A 14,511-nucleotide genomic window follows, 5' to 3' on the forward strand; every position below is an offset into this window, starting at 1 on the left:
ACCTGGTCCAACGCACCGCCCAGCTGAGGAGGTCCTGATGCATCCCATCATCTACTCGATGAGCGTGTCGCTGGACGGTTTCACCGCAGCACCGGGTGACGACATCAGCTGGACCGCGCCGGATGCGGAGCTGTTTCGCTTCCACATCGAGCAGACCCGCGGCATCACAGCGCATCTGTGCGGGCGCCGCCTGTACGAGGCCATGCTGGTGTGGGAGACCGCCGAGCAGACCATGTCCGATGAGGCGGAACTGGAGTTCGCCCGGATCTGGCGGCCGATCCCGAAGGTGGTGTTCTCCCGGACGCTGGAGTCGGTGGAGGGCAATGCACGCCTGGCCACCGACGATATCGCCACAGAGATCACTCGCCTGCGTGACCAGCCGGGCGAGGGCGCGGTGGGCATCGGTGGAGCGGACCTCGCCGCCGCCGCCATCGCCGAGGACCTGGTCGACGAGTACCACCAGTTCGTGAACCCGATCATCCTCGGCGGCGGCACCCCCTACTTTCCACCGCTCGCCAGGCCCCTCGACCTGCGGCTGGTCGAGTCCCAGATCATGGGTTCCCGAGTCGTCTTCCTTCGCTACCAGCGCATCCGCTGAGTTCGGCACCAGGCGTCAGGCGATTCCAGCACCGGCCGCAGCCCGCGGAGTTCGAAGCCACCGGGGGCGAAGCTCACGCCGTCTCGTTCAGGCACCACGCGTTCCGGGTCGAATTGCGGCCCTGCACCTGCATGAAGCGACGACTGGTTGCATTTCACAATCAGAAAATCTAAGGTACGAGTGGTTGCATTCCACAAGCACTGGAGAACTGATGGAGATCCTCGAACTCGACGGCATCGAGCTGGCGATCGAGCGCCGCGGCCCCGAGGGCGCCCCCGCACTGCTGCTCATCGCAGGCGGGGCCCAGTCGATGGACTGGTGGACGCCCGAGTTCTGCGATCTGCTCGGCGGCGGTGAGCTGCAAGTGATTCGGTACGACCACCGCGATACCGGTCAATCGACCACCTCCAAGCCAGGGCAGCCCGACTATACGGGTGATGACCTTGCCGCCGATCCGCTGCGCATTCTCGACGCCCTCGGTATCGAGAAGGCACACCTGATCGGCATGTCGATGGGTGGCGGTATCGCGCAAAGTATCGCCGTCAATGCCCCCGAGCGAGTGCGCTCACTGACGCTTATCGAAACCAGCCCCACCGGCGGCGACCATGGTGAGTTGCCCCCGCCGAGCCCCGAGGTCGCCGCAACCTGGGAGGAGCCCGAACCGGAGATCGACTGGGCCGACGAGAACGCGGTCATCAACTACCGCGTCGACGCCGAGCGGCCCTACACCGGCCCGCTCGGGCTCGACGAGGCGCGCGTGCGCGCCCTCGCGACGCTCGAGGTCCGCCGCAGCCGCAATATGGCATCGTCGATGGCGAACCACTTCATCGCCGAGCCCGGTAACTCGGTCGACCCGGCCGAAATTCGCGTGCCGACCCTCGTCCTCCACAGCGCCGACGACCCGATGTTTCCGCTCCCGCACGGAGAGGCACTCGCGCGAGCGATCCCAGGAGCCCGGCTTGTACGGCTGGAAGGGATGGGCCATGAGATCCCGCCGCCTGCCGTGTGGGACGTGGTTGTGCCGGAGCTGCACAAGCACCTAGGGCGCACCTGAGGGGCTAGGAGGGCGTGAGCGGTATGGGTCCAGCTGGACGCCGCGGCCCTACTCGATCGCAGCGAAGATCATCCGCATCCAGGGAATCCAGGTGTCCGGGCTGATTTCGCGTTCCCAGAACGCCGACATCGAGGATCTGTCGTCGGCGATCCGCAGGGTGCTGCGCATCGCGTCGCCGTCGAAAAGCCAGGTGCCGTCCGCGTTCGGGTGGGCGGTCATGTTCCCGTAGGCGCCCGACGCATCGAAAGCGCGCATGGCGTAGGTGTCGGTGCGTGGGTCGTGGTCGCCGATCAGTTCGAGAGCGCGGGTGCGTTCCTCGCCCATCAGTACGTCGACGTGGTGCAGGATCCACTGCCGTCCGGGCATCCACTCATAGACGTCAGTGCCGTCGATGGTCATCACCGCTCGACCGTCCTCGTCGAGGACCACACCGGAGGTCTTCCATCGACCGATGATCGGTGCGAACCGTTGCATCGCTTGGGCCTCGGGCATTCCACACGCCTTTCCACTCGATTGTCCGCGCCGTTCAACGCAGTGCTCAGTGCGCGCCGGGCGGCGTGGGCGGCGCCCTGGCGAAACCGACGTGCCCTGGCGATACACATCATTCACCTAGACGATTCGGATCCGGCGAATTCATCGGTTCAACCGCCCTTGATCTCCATGGAGCGACGAACCTTTTGTCGCTCCACGGAGTTTCGCGGCTCGCGGGAATCAGTCCCGCTGACCAGGGGGAGGAAGATCGTGTCGACGATCTCCTCGATCACCTCGGGTGCGACCGGCCGTAGCGTCATCATCGTCTCGCCTCGAAGCAGGTCGAAGGGCAGTGCGGCGATCCGTGGCGTGAGCTTGGCCGGGTCGAGTTCGCCGCGCTCGATGGCGCGCTCCATGATCTCGTCGCGTCCGGAGCGGCGTCCGGCGACGATCATCTCGCGTAGCTCGGCGAAGCTCGTTTCGGTCTCGGTGAAGTAGCCGGCGAGCAGCAGGCTGAGCTGGGCGAGGAACGGACCTTGTTTCTCGCTCGCCTCGGTGAGGGTGGCGATCAGGTCGCCGCGCAGGGACCCGGTGTCGGCCGGGGTGATCAGCTGGATGACATTGCGGCGTACAACGGCCGCCTCGACCAGCTTCTGCTTGTCCGCCCAGCGCCGATAGAGCACCGGTTTGCTGGTGCCGGCGCGCCGGGCGACGGAGTCGATGGTCAGGTTTGCATACCCCCGCTCGCTCAACTCGTCCCACGCCGCTTCGAGGATCGCTGCCTCGAGCGCTTCGCCGCGCCGTCGTCCCACAACTCTCCTTAGAACCTTTGACGTTTCTTATCGCCGTACCCTACTCTGGTGGTTAAGAAACCTATTCGTATCTTAAATGCCATCGTCGTTCGGCGCTCTTCCTCGGCCGACTGCGGGGATGGATCCATCAATCACCCTGTCCCCCAGTTCCAGTCGAAACACCTCAGGCCGTACCGGCACCGTCGCGAGCCCGTAGTAGGGAGCCCTTGATGCAGCAGAGCAGGACCGCAAGCACAGACGCCGGACTGCACACGAGATGGAACGTGCAGCTCATCGGCCTGGTGGCCGTCCTGGTCATGGTGAACTTCGTGGTCGACTCGGCTATAGCCGCGCCGCTGCTCGTCCTCCCGGAGATGCTCGACCATTTCGACACCGACCAGGCGGCGTGGCTCAACGCCACCGCGATGCTGGCGGGAGTGCTGTGGGCGCCCTTGCTCGGAAAGAGTGCCGACATCTACGGCAAGCGCACGATGCTCGTGCTGACCTTGCTGCTCAGCTGCGCGGGCGCCATCGTGTGCGCCGTGGCCCCCAACATCTGGGTATTCGTACCAGGGCGCATGTTGCAGGGAGCATCTCTGGCCGCGGTGTTCCTCTCCGTCGCCATCGTTCGAAGCGTCTGCGCACCCCGCATCGCGATGATCATCGTCGGCATCGTGACCTCCGGCTCCGCGGTGCTCAACATCGCGTCCCGTTTCCTCATCGAGAAACTGGCCATGGAATCCGGCTTCCAGATCTTGTTCCTGGTATCGGCCTTCGTTGCGGCCGCAATGGCAATCTGCGTGCACAACGTCATTCCCGAATCCCCGGTCAAGACACCCGGCAAGATCGATGTCAGCGGCGCTCTACTCCTCGGCGGCGGTCTCGCCGGGGCGCTCAGCTACCTCAGTCTGGGCTCGGACCTCGGCTGGCTCGCCGTCGGCCCGCTGGCCCTCCTCGTCGGTGGCGTTGCGGCTTTGGCCAGATGGTTGCTGGTCTCGAGTCGAAAGCCCGACCCGCTGATCGACGTCAGGGACCTCGGCGGGCCATTGGCGCTCACGCTCCTCATCGTCTTCCTCGGAGCCGGTTCGTACCAGAGCATGCTTCAGCTCATCTCCCTCATCGGTGACGTCTCGGCGGATCAGCAACTCGGGTACGGACTGGCCGACCAGGGATCGGTGGCACTGCTGCTCGCGGCGCCCGGATTCGGGGTCATGCTCGGAGGTCCGGGGGCCGGATGGCTTGCCGCACGCATCGGACCGGCCTCGACGTTGGCCGGGGCAGTCCTGCTCGGAACGGTGGCGACCATGGGGATGTTCCTCGGGGCTTCCCAGCTTCCCGCCGCGCTCTTCTTCGCATTCCTGCTTGGTGTCACGGTAGGAGCGCTGGGGACATCCGGCTTCAACATGGCGGGCAGTTTGGCGCCCGCCGAACGGCAGGGCATCGTGTCCAGCCTGGTCATGGTCATGGTCGCGATCGGATCGGTGGTGCTGGACTTCGTAGGCGCTGCCGTGCTCGAGTCGACGGCCACAGTCGTCGACGGCGACACAACGAACTCGGCCACGGGCGTGTTCAGCTATATCGCGATCGCTTCTGGCGCGTTCGCGATCGCCGCCGTCCTGGCCGTCATGCTCATGCGAAGTACACGCCTCAGCCGCAACTCGCCGGCGCTCGACCTCGCGCGCGACGCGTTGTGATGTCTCTGAAGAGGCGGACACCAGGCGAGAGTTCCTCGCGTACAAGGCAATCCGAACTCGATGTCGAATGTCTCAGAACGAACTTCAGGAGGTTGACTGATGGCGGCAAGAACCGATTCGAAAGGTAAGGTCCTGGTTTCCGGCGCGAGCATCGCGGGCCCCGCCGTGGCGTTCTGGCTGCATCGGTATGGATTCGCGGTCACGGTGGTGGAGAAGTCCACCGGACTGCGGGGCGGTGGGTACCCGATCGACGTGCGTGGCACCGCGGTGGAGGTGGCTCGCCGGATGGGAATCCTGCCGCAGCTCCGGCAAGCGCATATCGAGTCGCGCCGGCTGACCTTCCTCGATGCCGATGGCAGTGCGGCGGCGGTGGTTCATCCGCAGGCGGTGGCCGGCGGGGTCGAGGGACGCGACATCGAGGTGCCGCGCGGGGATTTGACAGAAGTCCTGTACGGAGCCGTCCGCGACGAGGTGGAATTCGTGTTCGACGACTCCATTGCCGCGCTCGACGAACACGAGCACGGTGTCGACGTCACCTTCCGCAGCGGCGTCCAGCGTAGCTTCGACCTGGTGTTGGGTGCGGACGGCCTGCACTCGCGTACCCGGGAGCTCGTATTCGGCCCGGAGCACCGATTCCACCGCTACCTCGGGTACTGTTTCGCTATATTCGCCATGCCCAACACCTTTGGGCTCTCCCATGAAGCACTCATCTGGAACACTCCCGGAAGAGGCGCGGCGCTCTACGCGGTCGGTGACAGCAACGAGCTACACGCATTCCTGAACTTCGCTCATCCCGAACCGCCATACGAGGCCCTCCGCGACCCCGAGGCGCAACGCGATCTCGTCGCCACCACCTTCGCCGACGACGGATGGGAAATCCCGGCCATGGTCGACGCCATGGTCGACGCGGACGATCCGTTCTTCGACACCGTGAGCCAAGTCCACATGCCGTGCTGGTCCAGTGGCCGGGTTGCGCTCGTCGGCGACGCCGCCTATGCCCCGTCGTTCCTGACCGGGCAAGGGTCCAGTCTCGCCCTCGTCGGCGCCTATATGCTCGCAGGCTCGCTGGCCGCCCATCGCGACCACACCGCGGCCTTCGCCGCCTACGCACGCGACATCCGCGGTTTCGTCGAACTGAACCAGGCCCAGGTCGGCAAAGGTGACGCAGCACTGTTCCCCGCCACCGCCGACGCCCTCGAGAAACGCAACAACACACTTCGCGGCCTCACCGCCATGCCATCGGAAACCGGGCGCCCAGCCCACACAGCCCTGACTTTGCCCGAACCTTATGTCGCTCCGCGGAGATTCGCGGTGCGCGGGACTCGGTCCTGTTGATCAGGTTCGCGAGCTGAGAACCCAGCCGATCGCGTCGTGGCCGACTGCTGATCGAACTCGCTAGCTGCGGAGGGCGCCCGCTGCGCGCTGAGCGTGCCGGGTCGATGCTGCGCTCAGGCATCTATGGCATTGGCAGGCAGGAACTTCCGGCGTCGATTCCGCGCCCCTGCACGTCGACCTCGATGTACTTCGAGGAGGTGTACTGCCCGGGCTTGAACTGCTGGGCGGTGATGTTCTGTCGGCCCGTGTATTTGGGCGTCCACTTGAAAGTAGCTGTCCCGTTTTCGGCGTGGTACTCGGCCTGGCCAAGGCGGTCACCGTTGCCCGGGACCGAACCACCGCTGTTGATGATCGTGATCTCGCCGGCCTCGGAGGGCGGAGCGTCGACGGTGGCTGTCACCGTATAGGCACAGCCGGCCCGCAGACCTTCTGCGCCGGCGGCGACGCTCACGCCGGTCACCGCGGCGGTGGCTCCGGGCGCCGCAAAGGTCGTCGCCAGCCCGAGAACGCCGAGGGTGGCGGCGAGTCCGAATCGCCGGATGTGGATGCGCATCGTTGATCCTTCTCGTCGAACGGTCGGTTCGTGCCGAGTCTGCCATGGATGGAGCGCAGGCGACCGGAGAATATCCGCGCGGTCGGCGTCGACATCTCGCGCTCCTGTTCGAACAGAAATCGGGTCGCGGACGGACACGCCCGTGAACGGAAGTAGGCGACGTCCCGATGCAAACCATGCCGTGCACGCCGTCGAGCCGCTCAGAAGTAGCGCATCACGATATAGATCCACGCAAGTACGCTGCTCAACACCGTCACCACGATCCCGTACCGCGTGAACTGCCAGAAGGTGATCGGATGACCGGCACGGCGGGCGATATCCAAAGCGACGACGTTGGCGCTCGCGGCGACCGCCGTCCCGTTCCCACTGAAGTCGGCACCGAAAGCGAAAGACCACCAAAGGGCTTGGCCCTGCACAGGATCCGGAGTTTGCGCGACGAGCCCTTCGACAACGGGCGCCATCGTCGTCGTATACGGGATGTTGTCGATGAACGACGCGACGACCGCCGAGCCGAATACCAGCGTCGCCGACGCGAGTAGCGGGTTGTCCCCGAATGCGGCAACCGCGGCATCACCGATGCGGTCGATGACGCCGGTATGCACGAGCCCCGCCACCATCACGAACAACCCCATGAAGAACACCAGCGTGCCCCACTCCACCTCGCGCAGAATGTCGCCGATATCGAGCCGGGAGATCAGCACCATCGCCCCGGCACCGAGCAACGCGATGATCGACGGCGCGACATGCAGAACCGAATGCAGCCCGAAACCGATGATCACACCGCCGAGCACGAGCAATGCTCGCGTGAGCAACCGAGTATCGGTGATGGCCCGGCGTTCCTGCAACGCCATCACGGTGGTGATGTGTTCGGAATCGTGGCGCAGGTGCGCGCGGAACAACCAGCGGGTGAACACCACGAACAGCACGAAGATCACGGCCACGGCGGGCGCCATATGAATGAGAAAGTCGTTGAAGCTCAAGCCCGCTCGACTGCCGATGATGATGTTCGGCGGATCGCCGACCAGCGTGGCAGCACCGCCGATATTCGCCGCGAGTACCTCGGCGATGATGAACGGCTGTGCGGCCATCCCCAGCCGATCGCAGACGACGATCGTGACCGGCGCGATCAGCATGATGATCGTGACATTGTCCAGGATCGGTGAAGCGACCGCGGTGATGATCATCAGCATCACCATGAGCCGGAACGGATTTCCGTGCGAACGTTTCGCAGCCCAGATGGCAAGGAAGTCGAACAGCCCGGTCTGCTTGACGACACCGACGATGATCATCATGCCGAGCAGCAGGAAGATGACATTCCAGTCGATGCCCGCATGCGCGTTGTAGAAGACCTCCTCGCCCGGCACCAGACCGAGCACGGTCATCAGCCCCGCGGCGATGAGCACGATCTTGACCTTGTCCGCACGTTCGGTCGCGATACACCAGAACGCGCCGACGAATATGGCAACGGCCAACAGCTGGTTCATCGCTCACCTCGCCTGGGCCGGGTGGCGGTCAGTCGTCGGGACCGGCAACGGCCAGGCTGATCAGCAGACGTTCGAGGGTCACCGCCCCGAGCAGCGTGCGCGAATGGTTCACCACCGCGACCAGCGGGCTGTGCCGCTGCGCCATCAAGGCAGCGATCTCGAGCAGCGTCGCGTCCGGGCGGACGATCGCGGGCTTGGCCGATCGTTCCGGCAGGCAATCACCCACCGTCAGATGGCCGGGTTCACGCCAGAACAACTCAGCGTGCACCTCGTCGATGGTGCGCGCCAGCGCGGGATCGTCCTGATAGGAGCTGGGGATCGCCAGCCGCAGCACCTGGGTGCCCGGGAGGACGGCGATGGGATGGTCGTCATCGTCGACGACGATCATGCCCGGTAGCCGGTTGACGACCATCAACCGCATCGCCTTGGCCACCGGATCACCGGGGTGGACGGTCGGCAGCTGGATCGCGATCTCGTGTGCTTGCATCGGTTGGTCCCGTCGCGCGTGCGGGGAGACAGTGGTCATGAGCGGCTCCGCTCGCCGGTGAGCTGGTCCATCAGCCGTTCCAGGCGAGCGACCCGATCAGGGATCGGCGCGCTGTGCAGCAGTTCGGCGAACTGATCGGCCTCGTCGGGTTCCAGGGCGATGGACTGGACGGGTTCGTCGCGGACACGGTCGTAGACGAGCACGTGCTTGCTGCCGTCACTGCCTGCGACCAGGGCGAACCGTGCCCCGCTGCGGGTCAGCAGATGGTGCACAGTGCCCTGGCCCGGCACGGTGGCGCGATCGACGTCCATGTCGAGCACTCCTCCCGCGACCGTCTGCGTTTCGATTTCAGTCTTGGTGACGGGCCGGGTCCGCGACTATCGGTGCTCACACCCATCTGTGCGGGCCGACGCTATGTAGAGGCCCGACGCGGAATGGGTGCCGCACCCCATGGACACCATGTGCACCAGCGGCCACACTGAGGTCATGGACCGTCCGGGAAGTGGAATCGGCCTGTTCCGGCGACACACCCGGACACCGGCGGATGCCCTGTTCCGGCGGATTTTTCTCATCAACGGTCTGGTGTTCACCTTCGGCACCTTGGTGCTCGCGCTGTCCCCCGCCACGGTGTCCTCGCGGGTGCGGCTGACCGAGATACCGGTACTCCTGGTCGGGCTGGCGGTGATCCTGGCGGCGAACGCGTTCCTGCTGCGGTCGAGTCTGGCGCCGTTGGAAAAGCTGATCGCGTCCATGCAGCGGGTGGATCCACTGCGACGCAGCGGCCGGCTCGACGAACACGGCAACGGCGATATGTCCCGGGTGATCGACTCGTTCAACGCCATGGTGCAACGGCTGGAGTCCGAACGCGCGACCGCCAGCGCCTCGGCGCTCGCCGCGCAGGAGGGCGAACGTCAGCGCATCGCCCGAGAGCTGCACGACGAGATCGGCCAAAGCCTCACCGTCGCACTGTTGTCCATGAAACGCGCCGCCGACCGCGCGCCCGACGACGTCGTCGATGTGCTGCACGGCGCGCAAGAGACCGTGCGCTCCTGTCTGGACGAAGTGCGTGGGATCGCGCGCCGGCTGCGGCCCGACGTCCTCGACGATCTCGGCCTGTCCAGTGCGCTCGCCGCCCTGTGCACCGAGTTCGCTTCCACCGCAGGCATCACCGTGACCCGCGACGTCGACCGGAATCTGCCTCGCTTGGCTCCCGATGTCGAGCTGGTCTGCTATCGCATCGCGCAGGAGAGCTTGACCAATATCGCCCGGCACGCCGAGGCCGAGCGCGTCGAATTGAGTTTGCGGATTGCCGGGGATTCCCTCGTACTGCGGGTACGCGACGACGGCCGCGGCGGTGTCGACGACGACGGCGCAGGCATCCGCGGTATGCGCGAACGCGCCCTGCTCGTCGATGCCGACCTGACCATCGAATCCCCACCGGAACAAGGCACCGAGGTATGCCTGACAATCCCGCATCCGAACGGAGGGAGCAGATCATGAGCACCGCCCCGGCCCGGATTCTGCTCGCCGACGACCACGCCCTCGTGCGCTCCGGCCTGCGAATGATCCTCGACGCCGAACCCGATCTCACCGTCGTCGCCGAAGCCGCCAACGGCTATGAAGCGGTGCAGCAGCTAGGGCAGGTGCCCGTCGATCTCGCGATCCTCGATATCGCCATGCCACGGATGACCGGGATCCAGGCGGCCCGCGAAATCAACCGCAACAACCCGGGCGTTCGCATCCTGATGCTGTCGATGTACGACAACGAGCAATATTTCTTCGAATCCCTGCGCGTAGGCGCCTCCGGCTACGTCCTCAAATCCGTCGCCGACCGCGACCTGCTCGAGGCCTGCCGAGCCACACTGCGTGGCGAACCGTACCTCTACCCCGGCGCGGTCAACTCCCTCATCCGCGACTGGCTAGAACGCGCCAACCAAGGCGACCCACTCCCCCAAACCATCCTCACCCCACGCGAGGAGGAGATCGTCAAACTCGTCGCCGAGGGCAACTCCTCCCGCGAAATCGCCAACGACCTGGTGATCAGCATCAAAACCGTCGACCGCCACCGCGCGAATATCCTGCAGAAACTCGGCCTCAGAGACCGCCTCGCCCTCACCCGCTACGCGATTCGTGCTGGGCTGATAGAGCCGTAGGACGTGGAGAATTCGGCCCGGTAACCGAGCCGATAATGACAACCCCTCCTTGATGAGCGATTGGACACGTGGACTCATAATCCGCATGACATAGGCGTGACACAGGGCTCCGGACGGCGTTCCCAACGGGTCGAGTCCTCTGGTGCGCACGATCGGCAGCCACACGGTCCGTATTCGCGACGTCTTCAAAATCGGCACCGCATACATTCCGTGACGTAGCGCGAGAACCAAGGAGATAGATGAGCAACACTCCCATACCGCCGCGGGCGCTGACCGATCTGGAGGCCGGAGTTGTCAGGACGTTGCTGTCGTCCGACGCACCAGGGGCGAGTGAGTACCTGGCGCAAGTGCCGTATGCGCGGGTGGTCGCCACCTGGGGCCCGGGATCGCCCAGCGTCGACTTGGCGGTGGAACCCGGTGTGGCGCCGGCATCCGAGTCGATGGACGGAATCTTTGCCAGCGGTGCGGTGAGCGATCGAAACGGTACGCCGGTCGGGGAGGTCATCCTGTGGGTCGAGGGCGGCTGGTTGAGCGGGATCGAGTACGCCTGGTACACCGACAAACGACCGCACTCGCTGCCCGATCCGAGCCGGATACGACGCCTATAGCCCGGAAGCTCTACGACCCGCGGATGCGCCGCGCGATCCGCTCAACACAACATGGAACGACGCTACCGACCGCGTCCCTGGCGACCGGCCCCGACGGAGAGTCCACCGACTCCCTGCCGAACTCAGCAGGGGATCGATCGACCCACTGGCGACGGGCTTGTGGCGAGCTGGATCGTGGTGAGGAGTTCGGCGGTGCATGCGTCTAAGTCGAAGTCGGGCTGGGAGGCGGCGCGCAGGATGACGCCGTTGCGTAGCGAGAGGATGAATCCGGCCATCAGGTCCGGATCGAACTCCCGGAAATCGCCCTCGCGCTGCCCGCCCGCGAGCAGTTCGGCCAGTTTCGATCGGTCCGAGTTCGCTTGCCGGTCACGGGTTTCGGTGTCTGGTGTGGCGGTTTGCAGGTGCAGCATGGTCACCAGGTGGTTGCGGTGGCCTTGGATGAACTCGCAGTTGGCTGTTACGAAGGCGTTGAGGCGTGTGGCCGGGGTGCCGTGGTCGCTGCGCGTGGAGACGTACGCGGTGAATTCGGCCAGGATCGTGTCCATCACCTCGGCCATCAGGTTCTGTTTGCCGGCGAAATGGTAGGAGATGATGCCGGTGCTGCTCAGTCCGGCGGCGCGTGCGATGGCGGTGAACGACGCACGCGCATAGCCCATTTCCGCGATGGTGTCGATCGCGGCCCGCACGATCTGCGCTCGGCGGGCGCGTTCGATCGCAGTCAGCTCACCCTGCTTTCTTGCTTGCACAAGCGAAAATTAGCACGGACGCCCTCACCGGGTAATCGTTAGGACGTAGGCGTGCTCTTGGGGCTCCGCATCCGCCGGTAGCTGGATGGTGAGGTCGCTGTCGCGCTGGTGCCAGCGCAGTTCCGCGGCCCCACCGAGGAGTCCGACCGTGGAGGACGATGGGATTCGAAGGTCACTGACCGTGATCTCTCCGGTGGGCTGGTCGGCCAGCACGATCGCGAAGACGGTGCCGCCCTCGCAGGTGAACCGGACGTCATCACCCGCGGTTGTGGTGGTCGCAGCCTGCTCCCAGGGCGTGGTGTCGTAGATCGCGTCCCCGTTACGCGACAGCCAGGTACCGAGCGCACGCAACGGCACCAACTGCAATTCCGGAATCCGGCCCGCACCATCGGGACCGACATTGAGCAGCAGATTGCCACCCTTGGCGACCACGTCCGCGAATAGATGGATCAACTGGGCGCCGGTGAGGGTGTCCGCACTCGTTTCCTGAGCGTTGTATCCGAAGGAACTGCCCAGCCCGCGGGTGAGCTCCCACGCCCCGGTCTGCACGGTGGCGGGCGCAGCATACTCGTGGGTTGCCAGGTCATAGTGGAAGTTCTTGGCTGGTTCGGGAATCTCGCGGCCCCGCTTCGCCATTGCCTTCAGGGCAACACCGATGAACCCCAGATACGCGGCGCGAACAAGGCGGTTGCCCGGCAGATTCGGCTGAATCCAGCGATCGTTGACCACGCCGTCGTCGACCGTGTCGTAGTAGTGGGCCATGATCTCGTGCGGGTCGATCTCCGCCGGCCAGCCCATATCGTTCCACAGGATCGACGGCCGATAGGTGTCGATCAGCTCCCGCCACTGCGCGGCCGCATACCGCGCATACTGCGGCCCCAGCGCCTGATGCCTGATCAGATCGGTCATGGTCCGCATCGGCTGCTCCCGGAACGACCAGTCCATCCCGCCGCAGTAGTACAGCCCCATCCGCATGCCGTGCGCCCGCACCGCCTGCGTCAGCTCACCCACCAGATCACGATCGCAACGATAGGAGCCGGTTCTGCGGGGATGCTCGACACCGGTGGGCCACAACGGATATCCGTCCAGGTGCCGAGTGACCATGACGACATACCGGGCTCCCACCTCGGCGAAAAGCTCCGCCCAGTCGGCGAAATCGACCGACCGAGCCGCCCCGTCGAATGACGAGCGGAAGTCGTCGTAGGGGGCCTGCTCACCGTAGGTCGCCGCATGATGTACTGCCGTCGGCGAGCCCGGCACCCGCATCGAGTTGAGATACCACTCGGCATAGGGGATCCGGTCCGCGGTGGTTTTCCCTGCTGACAAGTCCCGCATGAACACCGAGTAATCCGCGTCGGTGCGCTCCGCAAACGCGGGCACCGAGTACAGGCCCCAGTGCACGAAGATGCCCAGCTTGGCCTTGCCGTACCACTCCGGAAGCGGCCGCGCCCCCAGCGATTCCCTGTCCGGCGCGTAAGCCACGACGACTCCTCCACGTTATTTTTGCTTGTCCAAGCAAAAATAGCACGAGCAAGCTAGAACGCCGAGGCCTTGCAACACTCGGTCCGCTGGTGGGTCCGACACGCGTTGCCATCGCGCAGGCGTGAACATAGCGTGAGCAAATGACTCCATGAGTCAGCCCGGTCAGCACGACGCCTTCGAACGACACCTCGGCGATTGACGAGAAACAACGGAGGATCGATGTCGAAAACCACGAAGAACATTCAGAAGAACTCCGACTCCGCCCCGAGGCTCCTCTCGGGAGGCAACCCGCAGATCCCGAAGGGCGAGGGCAACGGGCCGGTGCAGGCTTACATCGCAGCCATGCCCGAGTGGAAGCGTCCGCTAGGCGAGCGACTCGACGGCCTGATCGTGGGCACCGTCCCCGACGTGCACAAGGCCGTGAAGTGGAACCAGCCGTTCTACGGCCACGAAGGCGAGGGCTGGTTCCTGTCCTTCCGCTGCTACACGAACTACGTTCAGATCCAGTTCTTTCGCGGCACTTCACTCGATCCTGTTCCGCCCAAGGCGTCCAAGCACGAAGAGGTGCGCTACCTCGATATCTACGAGGACGACGACCTCGACGAGGACCAGCTCGTCTCCTGGATCGGCCAGGCAAGCAAACTGCCCGGCGAAAAGATGTAGAAACGACGAAAGCCCCCGACCGTGGTCGGGGGCTTTCGTGAAAGGATGTTCCGGCGGTGTCCTACTCTCCCACACCCTGTCGAGTGCAGTACCATCGGCGCAGGTGGCCTTAGCTTCCGGGTTCGGAATGGGACCGGGCGTTTCCCCACCGCTATAGCCGCCGTAACTCTATGAAACTGTCACACTCCGCGTGACGGATCAGGGGTGGTTTCGAGGGCTTGGCCCTCGAGCACCCGATCCATGATGAAGAGAGCACCCAGAATATCTTCCCGGGGGTTCTTCACCAGCACACGAAGTTGTGTGTTGTTTCAGATACTGCACAGTGGACGCGTAGCTTCTTTGTTGGTAAGTCCTCGGCCTATTAGTACCGGTCACCTCCACCAGTTACCTGG

At 64.9% G+C, this 14,511-nt stretch carries 16 protein-coding genes, 1 rRNA gene and 1 pseudogene; 8 read left to right on the top strand and 10 right to left on the bottom strand.

Annotated elements, in window-relative coordinates; all coding sequences use genetic code 11:
* The first annotated feature begins 37 nt into the window (after positions 1-37).
* Complete coding sequence (locus tag ACFXNW_RS22730) at positions 38-598, top strand: dihydrofolate reductase family protein (RefSeq protein ID WP_379419740.1); 561 nt, start codon at positions 38-40, stop codon at positions 596-598.
* Positions 599-624: 26 nt separating this feature from the next.
* Here ACFXNW_RS22730 and ACFXNW_RS22735 read toward each other — a convergent pair.
* Positions 625-720, bottom strand: a pseudogene (locus tag ACFXNW_RS22735) (class I SAM-dependent methyltransferase); the annotation flags it as partial.
* A gap of 89 nt (positions 721-809) precedes the next feature.
* Between ACFXNW_RS22735 and ACFXNW_RS22740 the strand changes: the two are divergent.
* Entirely contained in the window at positions 810-1,652 is an 843-nt protein-coding gene (locus ACFXNW_RS22740) for an alpha/beta fold hydrolase (protein WP_379419741.1), read from the top strand.
* Positions 1,653-1,700: 48 nt separating this feature from the next.
* Here the strand turns inward: ACFXNW_RS22740 and ACFXNW_RS22745 are convergent, their stop codons facing one another.
* Positions 1,701-2,144, bottom strand: a complete 444-nt coding sequence (locus ACFXNW_RS22745) for a hypothetical protein (RefSeq protein ID WP_379419742.1) — start codon at positions 2,142-2,144, stop codon at positions 1,701-1,703.
* Between the two features lie 149 nt (positions 2,145-2,293).
* Positions 2,294-2,935 carry a TetR/AcrR family transcriptional regulator gene (locus tag ACFXNW_RS22750; RefSeq protein WP_379419744.1) on the bottom strand — a complete coding sequence of 214 codons (642 nt, stop codon included), beginning with the start codon at positions 2,933-2,935 and terminating at the stop codon, positions 2,294-2,296.
* Between the two features lie 209 nt (positions 2,936-3,144).
* Between ACFXNW_RS22750 and ACFXNW_RS22755 the strand changes: the two genes are divergently transcribed.
* Positions 3,145-4,608: an MFS transporter gene (locus ACFXNW_RS22755; protein WP_379419745.1), complete on the top strand. Its 1,464-nt coding sequence runs from the start codon at positions 3,145-3,147 to the stop codon at positions 4,606-4,608.
* Positions 4,609-4,707: 99 nt separating this feature from the next.
* Positions 4,708-5,943 carry an FAD-dependent monooxygenase gene (locus ACFXNW_RS22760; protein WP_379419746.1) on the top strand — a complete coding sequence of 412 codons (1,236 nt, stop codon included), beginning with the start codon at positions 4,708-4,710 and terminating at the stop codon, positions 5,941-5,943.
* 121 nt (positions 5,944-6,064) lie between these two features.
* Here the strand turns inward: ACFXNW_RS22760 and ACFXNW_RS22765 are convergent, their stop codons facing one another.
* The 4 genes from ACFXNW_RS22765 to ACFXNW_RS22780 form a co-directional block, all read right to left on the bottom strand.
* Positions 6,065-6,496, bottom strand: a complete 432-nt coding sequence (locus ACFXNW_RS22765) for a hypothetical protein (protein ID WP_379419747.1) — start codon at positions 6,494-6,496, stop codon at positions 6,065-6,067.
* A 200-nt stretch (positions 6,497-6,696) separates the two neighbouring features.
* Positions 6,697-7,980: an SLC13 family permease gene (locus ACFXNW_RS22770; protein WP_379419748.1), complete on the bottom strand. Its 1,284-nt coding sequence runs from the start codon at positions 7,978-7,980 to the stop codon at positions 6,697-6,699.
* Between the two features lie 28 nt (positions 7,981-8,008).
* Positions 8,009-8,506 (bottom strand): CBS domain-containing protein, encoded by a 498-nt coding sequence (locus tag ACFXNW_RS22775; protein ID WP_256668273.1) that lies wholly within the window; start codon positions 8,504-8,506, stop codon positions 8,009-8,011.
* Complete coding sequence (locus ACFXNW_RS22780; RefSeq protein WP_379419749.1) at positions 8,503-8,778, bottom strand: hypothetical protein; 276 nt, start codon at positions 8,776-8,778, stop codon at positions 8,503-8,505. Before ACFXNW_RS22780 ends, ACFXNW_RS22775 begins: the two co-directional genes overlap by 4 nt.
* 175 nt (positions 8,779-8,953) lie before the next feature.
* Here ACFXNW_RS22780 and ACFXNW_RS22785 point away from each other — a divergent pair, with 175 nt between their 5' ends.
* The 3 genes from ACFXNW_RS22785 (at position 8,954) to ACFXNW_RS22795 (ending at position 11,228) form a co-directional block, all read left to right on the top strand.
* On the top strand, positions 8,954-9,967 hold the full coding sequence (locus ACFXNW_RS22785) for a histidine kinase (protein WP_379419750.1): 1,014 nt from the start codon (positions 8,954-8,956) through the stop codon (positions 9,965-9,967).
* Entirely contained in the window at positions 9,964-10,620 is a 657-nt protein-coding gene (locus ACFXNW_RS22790) for a response regulator (protein WP_379419751.1), read from the top strand. Before ACFXNW_RS22785 ends, ACFXNW_RS22790 begins: the two co-directional genes overlap by 4 nt.
* Before the next feature lie 239 nt (positions 10,621-10,859).
* Positions 10,860-11,228 (top strand): hypothetical protein, encoded by a 369-nt coding sequence (locus tag ACFXNW_RS22795; protein WP_379419752.1) that lies wholly within the window; start codon positions 10,860-10,862, stop codon positions 11,226-11,228.
* A gap of 122 nt (positions 11,229-11,350) precedes the next feature.
* On the opposite strand, the gene ACFXNW_RS22800 is transcribed toward ACFXNW_RS22795, so the two are convergent.
* Entirely contained in the window at positions 11,351-11,974 is a 624-nt protein-coding gene (locus ACFXNW_RS22800; protein ID WP_379419753.1) for a TetR/AcrR family transcriptional regulator, read from the bottom strand.
* Between the two features lie 24 nt (positions 11,975-11,998).
* Positions 11,999-13,456, bottom strand: a complete 1,458-nt coding sequence (locus tag ACFXNW_RS22805; protein WP_379419754.1) for an alpha-L-fucosidase — start codon at positions 13,454-13,456, stop codon at positions 11,999-12,001.
* A 219-nt stretch (positions 13,457-13,675) separates the two neighbouring features.
* Between ACFXNW_RS22805 and ACFXNW_RS22810 the strand changes: the two genes are divergently transcribed.
* Complete coding sequence (locus ACFXNW_RS22810) at positions 13,676-14,119, top strand: DUF1801 domain-containing protein (protein ID WP_379419755.1); 444 nt, start codon at positions 13,676-13,678, stop codon at positions 14,117-14,119.
* Between the two features lie 48 nt (positions 14,120-14,167).
* On the opposite strand, the gene rrf is transcribed toward ACFXNW_RS22810, so the two are convergent.
* Positions 14,168-14,284: ribosomal RNA gene (rrf, locus tag ACFXNW_RS22815) — 5S ribosomal RNA — on the bottom strand.
* Between the last annotated feature and the right edge of the window lie 227 nt (positions 14,285-14,511).

It is taken from the genome of Nocardia sp. NPDC059180 (assembly GCF_042754945.1).
Classification (GTDB): Bacteria; Actinomycetota; Actinomycetes; order Mycobacteriales; family Mycobacteriaceae; genus Nocardia.